Annotated in this window: 14 protein-coding genes and 3 tRNA genes; 7 read left to right on the top strand and 10 right to left on the bottom strand. The window is 30.3% G+C overall.

Annotation, left to right across the window (positions count from 1 at the left end; all coding sequences use genetic code 11):
• Positions 1 to 8: 8 nt before the first annotated feature.
• The 5 genes from IM755_RS11935 (at position 9) to IM755_RS11915 (ending at position 9,039) form a co-directional block, all read left to right on the top strand.
• Positions 9 to 662 (top strand): porin family protein, encoded by a 654-nt coding sequence (locus IM755_RS11935; protein ID WP_194097154.1) that lies wholly within the window; start codon positions 9 to 11, stop codon positions 660 to 662.
• A gap of 90 nt (positions 663 to 752) precedes the next feature.
• On the top strand, positions 753 to 3,995 hold the full coding sequence (locus tag IM755_RS12865) for a T9SS type B sorting domain-containing protein (RefSeq protein WP_194097152.1): 3,243 nt from the start codon (positions 753 to 755) through the stop codon (positions 3,993 to 3,995).
• A gap of 356 nt (positions 3,996 to 4,351) precedes the next feature.
• Positions 4,352 to 5,002 (top strand): SLATT domain-containing protein, encoded by a 651-nt coding sequence (locus IM755_RS11925; protein ID WP_194097150.1) that lies wholly within the window; start codon positions 4,352 to 4,354, stop codon positions 5,000 to 5,002.
• Between the two features lie 10 nt (positions 5,003 to 5,012).
• Positions 5,013 to 6,794, top strand: coding sequence for an ATP-dependent nuclease (locus IM755_RS11920; RefSeq protein WP_194097148.1), 1,782 nt, complete (start codon positions 5,013 to 5,015; stop codon positions 6,792 to 6,794).
• On the top strand, positions 6,784 to 9,039 hold the full coding sequence (locus IM755_RS11915; RefSeq protein ID WP_194097146.1) for a UvrD-helicase domain-containing protein: 2,256 nt from the start codon (positions 6,784 to 6,786) through the stop codon (positions 9,037 to 9,039). Before IM755_RS11920 ends, IM755_RS11915 begins: the two co-directional genes overlap by 11 nt.
• 247 nt (positions 9,040 to 9,286) lie before the next feature.
• Here the strand turns inward: IM755_RS11915 and IM755_RS11910 are convergent.
• The 3 genes from IM755_RS11910 to IM755_RS11900 form a co-directional block, all read right to left on the bottom strand.
• Positions 9,287 to 9,369, bottom strand: a tRNA-Leu gene (locus IM755_RS11910).
• 46 nt (positions 9,370 to 9,415) lie between these two features.
• Positions 9,416 to 9,488: transfer RNA gene (locus IM755_RS11905), tRNA-Lys, on the bottom strand.
• A 29-nt stretch (positions 9,489 to 9,517) separates the two neighbouring features.
• Positions 9,518 to 9,590: transfer RNA gene (locus tag IM755_RS11900), tRNA-Lys, on the bottom strand.
• Between the two features lie 129 nt (positions 9,591 to 9,719).
• On the opposite strand from IM755_RS11900, the gene IM755_RS11895 reads away from it, so the two are divergent.
• A complete protein-coding gene (locus IM755_RS11895; RefSeq protein WP_194097144.1) occupies positions 9,720 to 10,235 on the top strand; it encodes a shikimate kinase in 516 nt (171 codons plus the stop codon).
• Here IM755_RS11895 and IM755_RS11890 read toward each other — a convergent pair.
• From IM755_RS11890 to IM755_RS11880, 3 genes are read right to left on the bottom strand one after another with little or no spacing between them, the layout of a single operon-like run.
• Positions 10,227 to 10,721 carry a phosphoribosyltransferase family protein gene (locus IM755_RS11890; protein WP_194097142.1) on the bottom strand — a complete coding sequence of 165 codons (495 nt, stop codon included), beginning with the start codon at positions 10,719 to 10,721 and terminating at the stop codon, positions 10,227 to 10,229. The two genes, IM755_RS11895 and IM755_RS11890, sit on opposite strands and share 9 nt — an antisense overlap.
• An 8-nt stretch (positions 10,722 to 10,729) precedes the next feature.
• Positions 10,730 to 11,296, bottom strand: coding sequence for a methyltransferase domain-containing protein (locus tag IM755_RS11885; protein ID WP_194097140.1), 567 nt, complete (start codon positions 11,294 to 11,296; stop codon positions 10,730 to 10,732).
• Between the two features lies 1 nt (position 11,297).
• Positions 11,298 to 11,687, bottom strand: a complete 390-nt coding sequence (locus IM755_RS11880) for an RNA-binding S4 domain-containing protein (protein ID WP_194097138.1) — start codon at positions 11,685 to 11,687, stop codon at positions 11,298 to 11,300.
• Positions 11,688 to 11,767: 80 nt separating this feature from the next.
• Here IM755_RS11880 and IM755_RS11875 point away from each other — a divergent pair, with 80 nt between their 5' ends.
• Complete coding sequence (locus IM755_RS11875) at positions 11,768 to 12,790, top strand: FKBP-type peptidyl-prolyl cis-trans isomerase (protein WP_194097136.1); 1,023 nt, start codon at positions 11,768 to 11,770, stop codon at positions 12,788 to 12,790.
• A gap of 60 nt (positions 12,791 to 12,850) precedes the next feature.
• Here the strand turns inward: IM755_RS11875 and IM755_RS11870 are convergent, their stop codons facing one another.
• From IM755_RS11870 to IM755_RS11855, 4 genes are all read right to left on the bottom strand, one after another.
• On the bottom strand, positions 12,851 to 13,237 hold the full coding sequence (locus tag IM755_RS11870) for a hypothetical protein (RefSeq protein ID WP_194097133.1): 387 nt from the start codon (positions 13,235 to 13,237) through the stop codon (positions 12,851 to 12,853).
• A 69-nt stretch (positions 13,238 to 13,306) separates the two neighbouring features.
• Entirely contained in the window at positions 13,307 to 13,645 is a 339-nt protein-coding gene (locus IM755_RS11865) for a hypothetical protein (protein ID WP_194097131.1), read from the bottom strand.
• A 154-nt stretch (positions 13,646 to 13,799) separates the two neighbouring features.
• Positions 13,800 to 14,753 (bottom strand): transketolase family protein, encoded by a 954-nt coding sequence (locus tag IM755_RS11860; RefSeq protein ID WP_194097129.1) that lies wholly within the window; start codon positions 14,751 to 14,753, stop codon positions 13,800 to 13,802.
• Between the two features lie 4 nt (positions 14,754 to 14,757).
• Entirely contained in the window at positions 14,758 to 15,606 is an 849-nt protein-coding gene (locus IM755_RS11855) for a transketolase (protein WP_194097360.1), read from the bottom strand.
• Positions 15,607 to 15,627 lie beyond the last annotated feature (21 nt).

The raw sequence follows: 15,627 nt of genomic DNA, 5'->3' as shown, positions 1-15,627 counted from the left end.
CAATAACCATGAAAAAAATAATTTTAGCCGTAGCCTTTTTAGCTACATTTTTAGTAAGTAATGCCCAAGACAAACCATCAAAAGTAAAGTTTGGAGTTAAAGGAGGTTTAAACTTGTCGTCTGTAATTTTAGAGGAAGAATATGACGCTACCTCTAGTAGTAAAACAGGTATACATTTAGGTCTTTTTACAAATATTCCAATGGGTAAAAAATTTGCTTTTCAGCCTGAATTACTTTTCTCTATGCAAGGTGCAAATCAAAAGGTGGATTATGAATATAGACTAATTGAAGCTGATAATCGCTTAAATTATTTAAGTGTTCCATTAAATTTTCAGTTTTTTGTTGTAAAAAAAGTTTTTATAGAAGCAGGTCCTTATTTTGATTTTCTTTTATCAGCAAAAGGAGATGTGGTAGTGAAGAACAATTATATAAACGATACATCAACCATAGTTGAAAACGGTAAAAATTTAAAAGATTACTATAAACCTGTTGTTTTTGGTGTAAATTTTGGCGGTGGTTATCATATTAACGATAAAATATCTGTTAATGCTAGATATTATATGGGTCTTTCACCATCAGACAGTAGTGCTTTTAGTTATACTTATGAAACACTTTCAACTAAAAATCGTTTGTTTCAGTTAGGGGTTGGTTACACTTTTTAGAAAATAAGGTATATAAAAGATGAAATTTTAAATGTGTAATGCGTTATAAGTTGTATTCTTTTGTGAGAAATCAAAAATAAAATTAGGTAAATGTTATTTTTAAAAAATATTGTAAAAATATTTTTATTGCTTCCAATGTTGGCTTTTTCTCAAGGAGAAGCCAACATTTGGTATTTTGGAGAAAATGCTGGTTTAGATTTTAATAGTGGTAGTCCAGTTCCTTTATTAAACAGTCAAATGAATACATTAGAGGGCTGTGCTGTTTTATCTAATAATTTAGGGCAGTTATTGTTTTATACAAATGGTATAACTGTTTGGAATAGAAATCATCAAGTAATGCTTAATGGAACAGGTTTGTTAGGTCATGATTCTACTACACAATCAGCAACAATTGTTCCAAAACCAGGAAACCCAAATTTGTTTTATGTTTTTGCCATAGATAGAGGAGGTTATGCAAATGGTTTTACTTACAGTGTTATTGATTTAACTTTAGATGGTGGTTTAGGAGGAGTTACTGCTGAAAAGAATGTTTTAGTTTACACACCAACATGTGAAAAAATTTCAGTGGTTAAACATGCTAACAATACCGATTATTGGATTGTAACACATGGTTTTCCTGGGAATACATTTTATACACATCTTCTTACATCGGCGGGTATTGTTGGAACACCTATAGTTTCTAATGTCGGGACTTTTGTGCCAAATAATGATGCAGATCATTCTATGGGACATATGAAGTTTTCCCCAGCTGGTAACAAAGTAGCCGTAGCACATTTTTTATTGAATACTTTACAAATTCTTGATTTTAATAACGCAACGGGTCAATTATCAAACCCAATAACACTTATTAATGATCAAGGGGCATTTATTACTCAAGCAGTTTATGGAATTGAATTTTCGCCTAACGGAGAGGTTTTGTATTCAAGTAAAAGTTTGAATTATTTCATATCTCAATTTGATTTAACAGCAACAGACATCGCAGCATCAAGAATTGATTTTCATTTTTCATTTTCTTTTCATCCACAATCATTACAGTTAGGACCCGATGGAAAAATATACATAGCTCATGATCTTTCGAATTCATTATCAGTAATAGAAAATCCTAATATTTTGGGAACTGGTTGTAATTTACAACAGTTTTCGCTAAATTTAGGTGGTAGAAGATCCAAAGCAGGTTTGCCTTCTTTTTCACAATCTTTTTTTTATACTCCTTCAATAAATTTATCCTCAAATTGTGAAGGACAAAGTTCAAGTTTTTCTTTTTCAACAAACCAAACGGTTTTATCTTCTACTTGGAATTTTGGTGACGGAAATACTTCAACCGCATTAAATCCTTCACATATTTATACAAGTCCCGGTAATTATACGGTTAGTGTAACCGTTTCAACGCCACAAGGAACAGGAACTAACACAAGAAACATCACGATACATCCAAGACCCGCTTTAATTAGTAATGTTATATCATTAAAACAATGTGATGATAACAATGATGGTTTTAGTGCTTTTAATTTAAAACAGATAGAACAAGCATTAGTATCAAATACTTCAGATTTAACTTTTACCTATCATTTAACGCAAAGCGACGCTGACAATGCTTTAATAACAATTCCAAATCCAATCGCACATACAAATCAAATAGTAAGTAACGATGTGGTTTATGTAAGAGTGGAAAATGATATGGGGTGTTATAGTACAGCACAAATTAATTTAACTGTTTCAACCACTCAAATATCAAATTCTATACAAGAACATTTTTATGTTTGTGATGATGTAGCTTCAGGTTCAAACACCGATGGAATTGCTACTTTTAATTTCAGTGGTGCCAATGCACAAATCGCTTCACAATATCCCAGCGGACAATTGTTAGATATAACTTATTATAGAAATATTGCAGATGCATTAGCAGAACAAAATGCTATAACCGATATTTCAAATTATACCAATATTGGGTATTCAAATGCGCAAAATATTTACGTTCGTGTCGATAGCCAATTGAATAATGAGTGTATTGGTTTGGGACATCACATAACATTACATGTAGAACGAATTCCAATTATTCAACCAAAAACCTACAACCAGTGTGATGATAATCACGATGGATTTTATGCTTTTAACACAACTAATATACAATCCGATGTTTTAAACGGACTAACTAATGTTGTGTTGAGTTATTGGGATGCGAATAATAATCCATTACCAAGTCCGTTGCCAAACCCTTTTAATACAACTTCACAAACAATACGAGTTAGAGCTACCAATAATACCATATCAGCGTGTTTTTATGAATCAACTATTACTTTTAAAGTAGATGATTTACCCAAAGCTTTTGCAATTCCAACAAGTTTAACTACTGTTTGTGATGATGAAACTAATCCAGTTAATCAAGATGGTATCTATCCTTTTGACACAAGTAGTTTTCAAAACACGATTTTAGGAACACAAACTGGAATGCTAGTGAATTATTTCGACGCAAATGGTAATTCACTTTCAAGTCCATTACCAAACCCATTTTTAAGTGCAACACAAAATATCCGTGTTGAAGTTATAAATCTATTAAATACAACTTGTAAAGCGTATTTAACTATTCCTTTAATTGTTAATCCAGTTCCTGAAATTGAATTGTTTGGAGATGAATTAATTTGTAGCGATAACCCTTTGTTTACAAAAGAACTCAATGCAGGTTTGATAGATGAGACTACAATTTCAAATTTTAGCTATCAATGGTATTTGAACAATAACGCTATCAGCGGAGCAACAGGTTATAGATTAACAGTAAATATAGAAGGAATTTATACAGTTAAAGTAACCAATTCAAACGGCTGTATAAGAACCAGAACAATTACAGTTGCAGCTTCTAATATTGCTACGATTCAAAACGTTCAAATTATAGATTTAACAAACGAAAACACGGTTACTATTTTAATCTCAGGATTAGGAGATTATGAGTTTAGCTTGGATAACGAAAATTATCAAGATTCAAATTATTTTATAAATGTTCCATCTGGTGTTTACACCGTTTTTGTTAGAGACAAGAAAGGATGTGGAAGTGTTTCAAAAGAGATTAGTGTATTAGGAATTCCAAATTATTTCACACCAAATGGAGATGGATATAATGATTGTTGGAACATAAAAGGGATAAATAGTCGTTTTAATGCCAAAACCATCATTTATATTTTTGATCGTTATGGTAAGTTATTAAATCAATTTAGTCCATTAAGTCTAGGTTGGGATGGAACTTTTAATGGAAATCAAATGCCATCATCAGATTATTGGTATTCAGTTCAGTTAGAAGATGGACGAATAGTAAAAGGACATTTTAGTTTGAAGAGATAGTTTCTCAATTTCAATGCAAGGTTAGTTTTAAAACTGAATTGCTTCAATTTTCTTTCCCTTAAGTACATTTTTATCAAAACACTAAAATTGATTTAATCTGCGGAAGTAAATTTTAAATTTCCAAATACGTATATCCGTAAAATTTTATCAATCCCTTTATTTACCTTAGCTCCTGAAGCTACCCCCGTAAAAATACCTGGTTTGAAAATCAGGTATTTTTACGGGTTGTAAGGGTGTTATTTTTTGGTTATGTTTGGGAATTATACTATAAATTTAGATAAATGATGCAGTTTTTTTTTGAATTGTATGAGAAGTATTTGTGAATGAGAAGAAGGATAAGAAAAAAAGAATAAAGAATGGAAGAAAAAAAAGGAATTTTTACAGGTTCAAAAGAATATCTTGAAAAAAGTTTTTTAGAAGAGTTAAGTTATAAAATTTGGTCTACAAAAGGAGCTCGATTTCAAGCAGACAAAAGATTAACGGTTATTTCAAAAATGTCAAATATTAGTTTTTCAATACTGTCAGCATATTTGATTATAGCGGGATTAATTGCTGTCTATAATCTCAATAAAAATGATGAAAATTTAAATTTGATAAATTATTTAATAACCGCTCTTTCAATTATTCAATTAGTTTTAGCTCAATATGAGAATAGTCAAGATTATAAACTTAAAGCAAAAAATTTTCATGATTGCGGATTAGAATTAAGTGTGCTTTATAATAAGTTAAGAATTTTCAAAACTTTGAAAACTAATCCAAATGAAAATGAGATTTATAATTTTTGTAAAGAATTATCTGAAGAATATCAGGTCATTTTAGCAAAATATGAAAATCATCATCCGATTGATTATCAAAATTTTAAGAAAACTCAAAGAGGCTATTTTAAAGAATTAACAGACAAAGATTCAATAATTATTAAAATAAAATACATATGGATTTGTTATGGATGGTATTCCCTTTTAATAGTAAGTCCTCCATTGTTAATTATTAGTTATTTTATTTTTTAAAACTTTAAAAATGTATATATCAGAATTAAGACTTTGGAATTTTAGAAAATATGGCTCGCACAGCCCATTTGATTTAAAAAACGCTGATTTAATTGTTCCTTTTACTAGGGGGCTAAATGTTTTAATAGGTGAAAATGATTCTGGTAAAACAGCAATAATTGATGCCATAAAATTGGTTTTAAAGACTCATGCTTACGAATGGATAAAAGTAGAAAATGAAGATTTCTATAAAAATGAAAGTCGTTTGCGAATTGAAATAGAATTCAGAGGATTAAAAGATAACGAAGCTAAAAATTTTATTGAATGGCTAGGTTGGACAAAAGAAAATGGAATTGACATTCCTATTTTACGTTTAATTTATGATGTAAGTAAGGATAAAGAAGGTAAAATCTTACCTACTGATATTAAAGCAGGAATGGATGATATTGGTTATCCAATTAATGCAGAAGCAAGAGATTATTTAAAATGTACATATCTTAAAGCCTTGAGAGATGCAAACGCTGACTTAACTTCAAAAAAAAATTCTCGTTTATCTCAAATTCTTCAAGAACATAAATTGTTCAAAAAAGGCAAGAATAATGAAGAGCATTTTTTTGTAGAAAAATTTAAAAAAATCAATGAAGAGATTGAGAATTGGTTTAAGGATGAAAATAAAATTGAAGATTTATCCAACAGTAATAAAGAAGAGATAAAAGACAAAATAGATGAATTCTTGAAGAAATTTATTGATAACAAATACGAATCTATTTTTTCTCTCGGAAATGCAGAAATTAAAAATATCCTTGAAAAAATATCTTTAGGAATTGATAAAGAAACAAATTTAGGATTAGGAACAATGAATCGACTTTATATGTCGGCCGAGTTGCTCCATCTGAAAAAGGAAAATTGGGATGGATTAAGATTATGCATGATTGAAGAATTAGAAGCGCATTTACATCCTCAAGCTCAAATGAAAATTATTAATGCATTGAAAGAAAAGGAAGGCGAGGAAACCATTCAATATATACTAACAACACATAGCCCAAATATTGCTTCAAAAGTTCCTTTGAAATCTTTAATGATTTGCAAAGACAATAATGTTTTTCCAATGGGTGAAGGAAAAACAAAATTGGAGCCTAAAGACTATATTTATTTAGAACGCTTTTTAGATGTTACAAAATCAAATTTATTTTTTGCTAAAGGAATAATTATTGTTGAAGGTTGGTCAGAAGAAATTCTCATTCCTGCTTTAGCAAATAAGTTAGGATTTGATTTAACTAAAAAAGAAGTTTCTATTGTAAATGTGGCTTCTATTGCCTATTTACATTTTGCCAAAATATTTTTAAGAAGAAATCGAGACGAGAAAATGAATATCCCTGTTAGTATTGTGACAGATTTAGACAATAGACCTGAAGAAGATGGAAGTTTTATTGAACTTGATAAATTAGATGGTAAACTTAAAACAAAATATGAAAACTTAGAGCAGTTAAAAAAAGAGCTTAATAAAACTAATGTAGAATTAGAATTAGCAAAAGAATGGACTTTAGAATGGTGTTTGTTTAAGTCAATTTGTTTATCAGAAAATTTTAAAGAGTCATTAAAAAAAGTACATCCAACAATTTTTAAAAATAATTTCGATGAATTTATTCCAATGCTAAAGAAAATTAGCTCTTCAAAATTGGATAAGGTAAAAATTGCAACTGATTTAGCACAAAAAATAGAAGAGGATGAAAATCTAATAATAGATGAAAAAGATGAATACATCAAATATTTAGTTGATGCCATAAAACACGCCTGCAGTTATGAAAATTGAAATTAATCCTGAGCATATAAAAGAAGCTGCAAAACTATTAATTGGAGGTAATAATTTTGATGATGAAAGAATTGAATTTATTACTAATCTTGATACTTGTGATTTATTAGCCGTTCCAGGAAGCGGCAAAACAACAGCTTTATTGGCTAAATTATATTGTTTGTCAAAGCAAATGCCTTTTAATGATGGTTCAGGAATTTTAGTTTTGTCGCATACAAATAATGCAGTTGATGAAATAGAAAAGAAACTTAAAAAACATTGTCCACATCTTTTTGAAAATCCGAATTTTGTGGGGACAATTCAAACTTTTGTAAATAAGTATTTGGCAAATCAAGGTTGTTTTGAAAAATATGGCTCTTACATATCAAAAAATGATGATGATTTAATAAATGAATATATTTCGAAAAAAGTATTCTATCAGAAAGACAGCAAAATATTTGGTAATTTATCTAATATATTAAAAACTAAAAACAATATAATCACAAAACAATTTCTTAAGCTAAAAGGGATAGATGATACAGATGATTTAATATTAAAATATAAAGATTTAGGTGTTATTGATAAAAATAATGTTTTTGGTAGTATAAAAGAAAATTATAATAAAATTAAATCTTCAACACTGTCTTATGAAGAAAAAAAAATTCTTTTTGATTTTAATGATTTTTTAAAATCATTATCAACTGAAATAAAAAATTATATTGATATAATAAAAATTATTAAGTATGATGAGCAGAATGAATGTTTCCATTCTAATGATTTCCCAAAAACTTGGAAAAATAAATTAAAATTTAGCACAGATTCGGGTAAAGAATTAAAAATAATATTTGATGAATTAAAGTTTAATGGTTCATTAAAATATTTTGATTCTTTTGAGATTTCTAATTATTATATTTCCAAATTTCCAGCGATCAAATCAATACTTCAGAGACGATTCAAATATGTATTTGTTGATGAAATGCAGGATTTAGAAAAATATCAAATTGATATTATTGAAAATATTTTCAATGAAAATAATTCTAAAACAATTATTCAAAGAATAGGAGACCCTAATCAAGCAATCTATAATTCTAATTCAAAAAAAGTAAAAATAGAATGTGATTGGAAAGAGAGAAAACCTCTTTTCCTGAAAGGTTCTAATCGCTTAACAAAATTGAATTCAAATTTAGTTAATAGGTTTATTTTGGACTCAAAAAAAGATAAAGCAGGAATTCCTAAATTTATTGTCGAAAGTAAAGGAGAAGAAGGAATAAAACCACATCTAATTGTTTTTAGCCACGAAACAAAGCATTTGTTAAAGGATAAATTCAAAGAATTAATAAACAAACATAATTTACATCATTGCGAAAAAAACAAAGAAAACGGTTTTAAAATAATTGGTTGGTCAGCAGTTTGGGATGAGAAAAAAGAAGACAACGAAAACATTCGCTTACAAGATGTTTTTCCTGAATATTCTAAAGAATCTAAGGCAAAAAAAGAGGATTTTTCTACTTTGAGTAAACATCTTCAATTATTTGATGAAAATAAAAAAACACTTGAAGCGGTTAGAAAATCTATTCTTAATGCTTTGATTTATATTTTATTACTAGAAAATGAAAAGTATAAGACAATTGTCAGAGGGAAAGAAGTTGAAAGAAGATATTCTAAAAGTGAAATGATAAAACATATTCAAAGTTTACAATTGGAAGAAAAACACCCTTTGGCTTATGAGGTATTTAAAGAAAAATTATTTAAATGGTGTTTTGATCTAGTTACAAAGAAAAACTATGAAGCTGTTTTTAATTCAATAAAAGAATTTATTAACACTGAATTCAGAGAATGGTTTGAATTAAATGAGAGTTTAAAACCAGCAACTCAATTATTTATTTTAAATTTTGAAAAGGAAGTAAAACCAGTAAAAGAAATAATTAAAGAAGAAGATATTAGTATAGATATAGCAACTATTCATTCTGTAAAAGGACAAACACATTGTGCCACAATGTACATTGAAACTTTTAAAAATAATTATGAGTCCCAAAAGACTCAAATAATAAATGTTTTAACAAATAAGGATCATAATTTTATTGTTGGCGAAAAAAATAAAGGAAAAAATGCTGGTGAAAAAGATGCATTTGGTAAAGAAGCATTGAAAATGATGTATGTTGGTTTTTCTCGTCCAACTCATTTGCTGTGTTTTGCAGCTTTAGAAGAAAATGTAAAAGGTAATATTGAAAAATATAAAAATGCTGGTTGGGTAGTAATTGATTAATTAATAATAAATTAGATTTAAAGTGATTTAAACCCGTTTTAGAGCTTTTTTAAATACAAATTGACAATTTGTTGTTTAACAATTTTATAAGGCAACAGAAGTGATTTAATTTCCTTTTAAAATTACTTTGCATTTCTAAAAAATATATTCTTCCAAAAACTAATAAGACTAAGTAAAAAATAGTCCCCTTTTTACTCCCCTAAAAATAAAAAAACCAATAAAAATAAGGTTTAAAATAGTATTATAGTGACCAAGGAGGGATTTGAACCCTCACGCCCTTACGAGCACCACCCCCTCAAGATGGCGAGTCTACCGTTTCTCCACTTGGCCTTAAAACAACAAAGACGTTGCTATGCAACGTCTTTAGTATTTTCTGTGACCTGGCTGGGATTCGAACCCAGGACCCCATCATTAAAAGTGATGTGCTCTACCAGCTGAGCTACCAAGTCGGTGCGTTCAAGAAATAAGTTTTATGTAGTGACCTGGCTGGGATTCGAACCCAGGACCCCATCATTAAAAGTGATGTGCTCTACCAGCTGAGCTACCAAGTCATTTTATTTCCTTGAATGCGGGTGCAAATATATAAACATTTATTTATTTTGCAATGGGAATTTCTTATAAATTTGTCTTTTTTTATAATTAATTTCTTAACCCTTTAATTTATAAGGGATTATTTATTTATGAAAATAATGTTATTAGGTTACATGGGTTGTGGTAAGTCGGTAATAGGTGCTTTTTTAGCAGAGAAGCTGCAAATTCCTTTTTATGATTTAGACCAAGAAATAGAAAAAGAAACTCAAATTTCAATTGCTGAATTGTTTAACTCCAAAGGTGAAATTTATTTTCGTAAAAAAGAAAATGAAATTCTGAAAACTTTTTTGGCAAAAGAAAGTGACTTTGTTTTAAGTTTAGGTGGCGGAACACCTTGTTATTACAATAATCATGAATTATTACTTCATGAGGATGTGTTTTCTGTTTATTTAAAAGCTTCAGTTGAAACATTGGTAAGTCGATTGATGAAAGAGAAAGCCCAACGTCCTTTACTTCACAATCAAGATGAGGTTAGTTTGAAAGATTTTATCAATAAACATTTATTCGACCGAAACTTTTATTATCATCAGGCAACGAAAATTGTTACCGTAGATGATAAGTCGGTCGAGCAGATAGTTAATGAAATAAATGCTTTGTTAGCTTAAATAAGCATACGAATTACTTTCTTCAAAAACCACTTGAATATGTTCTTGTAAGGAAGTCGACAATGATAATCCTTTAAAATCAGCCTTTACAGGGTATTTTTTATGATTTCTGTCAACCAAAACTGCTGTTTTAAATTTGCTTAATGGTACTTCTAAAAAGTGTTTTACTCCATAAATTAAGGTAGTTCCAGAACTCAAAACATCATCAATTAAAATCAAAGCTTTATTTTGATAATATTCTGAAGATAGGGAAGTAGTTACAACATCTTGTGGTTTTTGTTTATTGATTTTAACTTCACAAAGTGTCACTTTTAAATCGGAAATCAGTGCCAATTCTGCAGCAACTTTTTGAGCAAAAATATAGCCGTTATTTGCAATTCCAGCCAAAATTACTTCCTCTTCATTAACAAAGGTTTCGTAAATTTGGTAAGCAATTCGTTTGGTTTTGTGTTTAATTTCTTCGTGCGTTAAAATTATATTTTCCATGTGTGTTGTTATTTGACTTCAAAGATAAAAAAGAGTTCTTTATTTTCTCGTGGCTTTATCGAATTATGTGCTTTTTCAAAGGTTTTTATATTGAATTTATCCGAAAATAGATTCAAATATTCGGTCACAGAACCTCCAAATGGCGGACCTTCTGTTGTTAATGGGAAGTCAAATAATAGTCCAGCTAATTTTCCATTCGGATTTAAAAGTGAAGCCATTTTTTCAACATATTGCGGACGCATTTCGGGCGGTAAAGCGCAGAAAAATGTTTGTTCTAAGATTAAATCGAAAGTCATATCCAAGGCAAAAAAATCGGAATGGATTAAATGAGAAGTGAATTCTGGTTTTCTAATTTTGATATTATTTAAAGGAGTTTCGGCAATATCAATCACATGCACATTTTGAAATCCGTTTTCAATTAAATAGTCAAATTCATAACCATTTCCGGCGCCTGGAATTAAAATTTTTAGATTTTTATCTGTTAATTGGTCAATATACTCTTTTAGAGGAGTTGTAATAGAACCTGCATCCCAACCCGTTTCTCCTTTTTGATAGCGTTCTTCCCAGTAGTTCATCTTATTCAATTTCTTCAGTTTCGGTATTATCATCTAAATAGTCGTCGATATCTCTACGCTCTTTTTTAGTAGGACGCCCCGTTCCATTAGCTCTGTAGTGTTCTTTAGATAATTTTAGTAATTCTAAATGTTCAAAAGCTTCTTTTGGAGTTTCGTCTTTGCGATACATGTCTAACAATTTAGCGCCCAAACGATTTTGAGGGACATCTAAAATGGTTAATTTATAGTTGATTTGGTCTTTTCGAAGTGTAATTTTATCCATAGCAAAAACCTCTCTTGATGCCTTTGCCACCTGTCCATTAACGGTTATATGTCCTTTTTTTACAGCTTCTGTAGCTATACTTCGGGTCTTATAATATCGTAAACACCATAAAAGTTTATCTATTCGCATAATATAATTCAAAAAACCATGTTAATATTTCTACAAAAATAAATGAAAATTGTATCTTGCGCCCTATAAATTTTACAATAATGAGAAGTCTTTTAAAAATAGCCCTTTTATTAACATTCGTTTCCGCTTTCTTTTCTTGTAAGTCTGATGATGGAGTAAACTCTACGCCAATTAGAGATTTTCAGGAAGTTTATGATGAAGATATTGTTGAGATAGAAGAATATTTAAAAACAAACTATTTAGAGCTTGACGCTAACCTAAATGCTACAGTTACAAAAATTCCTGAAGATGGAACTCAAACATCAATTTGGGATCAAACGGCATATCCTTTACAATCAATAACCGTAAAAAATGATGTGAAAGCTAGCTTAGCATCAGATTATGTGTCTAAAGATCAAGTAGATTATAAATTATATTATATTTTGTTAAATGAAGGTGGTGGAACAAATCCAATTACTATTGATTCTACACTTGTTTCTTATAAGGGATGGAATTTAGTAAATGAAGTTTTTGACCAAAACAATGTAGGTTTGTGGTTTTCTTATCCAGATGCTAGTGAAGCTATTTCTGGATTCAGACAAATATTAACTAAAATGAAAACAGCTGCATCATCTGTTGTAAATAGTGATGGTTCGGTTTCCTATGTAAATGCTGGTAATCTTATCGTTTTTATTCCTTCTGGATTAGCTTATTTTAATTCAGGAAGTACATATATTGCGTCTTATTCTCCAATTGCTTTTCAAATACGATTATTAGCAAGAAAAGAAAGAGATCATGAACGAGATAGAGTTTTAGGTAAATACGAGGACACTAATGGTGATGGTGATTTCTTTAATGACGACTTGGATGGTGATAGAGTTCCAAATTTTTTAGATGTTGATGATGATGGAGATGGAACTTTGACTAAATATGAAGTTAGATTTCCTGTGGTAACAGGAACTCCTCCAAATGAAATCACTACATATTATTACTATCCGTTTAATGGTGCTGCAACAGATGATCCTCTAACGCCATATGACGATAGAAAAGGTATTCCTAGTTGTTCTAATGATTATCTTTCACCAACAAGATTAAGAAGACACTTAGATAGTAGTTGTAGATAAGTTGTAAAAAAAGTCCTAATTTCATTAAAATTAGGACTTTTTTTATATCAATTTAGTTTTTTAGATTTTACTGATTTCAACTTCCGCTACCTTATCACTAAAGTTGGATGTTATTTTTACAGTTAATTTCTTGCCTTCTATTTTAATTATTTCAACACGAATTACATCAGTTGGTTTCATTACAAACTTAGAAGTGCCTTCTAGCACTTTTCTGTTTCTTAATTCGTAGGAACATTCGCTAGTCCAAACTAGATCATAACTGGTTCTTATGTTCATAGTTTTGTTTGTTTCCGTCTGGGTGTTTTTATTACGCTCTATAATAGTTGTACCAGATGTTTCGGATACTAATTCAAATTTTCCAACATGCATTTTTTTACAATCTAAAGATTGTGCAAATGAAATAGAACTTAATAAAATTAGTAATGTGGTGAAGTAAAATAGTCTCATTATTTTTGTTGGATATTGTTTAGTAATGTATCACAAACTGCTGTTAGCGGTAGTGCTTATTTGATTCAATTATTTATTTTTGACTCTTACTTCTTTTTTTCTTTTATGCCAGTATAAGCGTTCTTTATTTTTTTCGAACCAGGTTTTCCATTCGTTTAACGTTTGTTGAGGAGGGAGAATTGGCATATCAAAAGATTTTTCCATTTCATAACTAATACCTGTAATTCTAATTAAAAATCCTCTCGCTTCATAAAATGAATTTAGGTTTGCATCTTCGCCATTTGCTAGCTTTTCAAAAACGGCTAGATTTTCTTTAAATATATCTTGTGCATTTTGATTATTTTGAGAAAATGAACTATTTAAAAAGAAGGAAGAACACAGTAAAAAGATATAAGATATTTTTTTCATTTTATTTTTGTTTTTTGTTCGCAATTTTAGCGCATTACCGCTAACTTGTTTATATACGCTACTGAGTTGCGTCTTTTAAATATAAAAAATATTTACAAATTCTATAAAAAAAATCCCCAATTGCTTGGGGATTTCTATATAAATTTAAAGAATATTACTTTCTTTTAATAACTCTTTCTACAGCTTCTACAATCGCTTGATTGTTTAATTTGTATTTTTCCATTAATTGGTCTGGTGTTCCACTTTCTCCAAAGCTGTCATTCACTGCGACAAATTCTTGTGGTACTAAGTGGTTTTGAACTAAAGTTCTAGAAACGCTTTCTCCTAAACCACCAATGATGTTGTGTTCTTCCGCTGTAACCACACAACCTGTTTTCTTCACCGATTTTAAAATAGCTTCTTCGTCTAACGGTTTAATAGTGTGAATGTTAATTACTTCTGCCGAAATACCTTTTGCTTCTAAAGCTTCAGCTGCAACTAATGCTTCCCAAACTAAATGTCCAGTTGCGATAATCGTAACATCTGTTCCTTCGTTTAACATAATCGCTTTTCCAATTACGAAAGGCTCATCAGCTGGCATAAAGTTAGGTACTACTGGGCGGCCAAAACGTAAATAAGCAGGACCATGATGATCTGCTAAAGCAATTGTAGCTGCTTTCGTTTGGTTGTAATCGCAAGTGTTGATAACTGTCATTCCAGGTAACATTTTCATCAAACCAATATCTTCTAAGATTTGGTGAGTTGCTCCGTCTTCTCCTAGAGTTAATCCCGCGTGAGAAGCACAAATTTTCACATTCTTATCTGAATACGCTACCGATTGACGAATTTGATCATACACTCTTCCTGTAGAAAAGTTAGCGAAAGTTCCTGTGAAAGGAATTTTCCCACCAATCGTTAATCCAGCTGCAATTCCAATCATGTTTGCTTCAGCAATTCCGATTTGGAAGAAACGCTCTGGGTGGTTTTTCTTGAAATCATCAAATTTTAATGATCCAATTAAATCCGCACAAAGTGCTACTACGTTTTCATTTTTTTGACCTAATTCTGTCATTCCAGCTCCAAAACCTGAACGGGTATCTTTACTGCCTTGGTTGATATATTTTTTCATAATTCTAGTAGTCTCCTAAAGTTTCAACATTTTGTTCTAACGCTTTTGCTAATTGCTCATCATTTGGCGCTTTACCATGCCAAGCGTGTGTGTGCATCATAAAATCTACACCATTACCCATTTCGGTATGCAATAAAATACAAACCGGTTTTCCGTTACCTGATTTCGATTTTGCATCAGTCAAACCAGCTTTGATAGCGTCAATGTTGTTTCCTTCTTTGATTTCTAAAACAATCCAATCGAATGCTTCAAACTTTGCTTTTACGCTTCCCATTGCCAAAACTTCGTCTGTAGTTCCGTCAATTTGCTTTCCGTTTAAGTCGATTGTTGCAATTAAGTTGTCTACTTTTTTTGCTGAAGCATACATAATTGCTTCCCAGTTTTGTCCTTCTTGTAATTCACCATCACCTAAAAGAGCAAAAACCAAATGGTTATCGTTATTCAATTTTTTAGCTTGCGCAGCACCAATAGCAACCGATAAACCTTGTCCTAATGAACCCGATGCCATACGAACTCCAGGTAAACCTTCATGAGTCGTTGGGTGACCTTGTAATCTAGAATTTAATTTTCTGAAAGTCGCTAATTCTGCTACTGGAAAGTAACCGCTTCTAGCTAAAACACTATAGAAAACAGGAGAAATATGTCCGTTTGATAAGAAGAATAAATCCTCACCAATTCCGTTCATATCAAAACCTTCGTTACGTTTCATAACGTCTTGGTAAAGGGTAACCAAAAACTCAGCACATCCCAAAGAACCTCCTGGGTGACCTGAATTTACGGCATGAACCATACGAAGAATATCTCTTCGAACTTGTGTTGTAAAATCTTGTAGTTGTTGCGTGTTAGACATTATAAAAAGATATATGTATGTTAA

The sequence above is a fragment of the Flavobacterium proteolyticum genome (genome assembly GCF_015223105.1).
Classification (GTDB): Bacteria; Bacteroidota; Bacteroidia; order Flavobacteriales; family Flavobacteriaceae; genus Flavobacterium; species Flavobacterium proteolyticum.
Note: the sequence above shows the minus strand (reverse complement) of the source record. Positions and strands in the feature narration are given on the sequence as shown.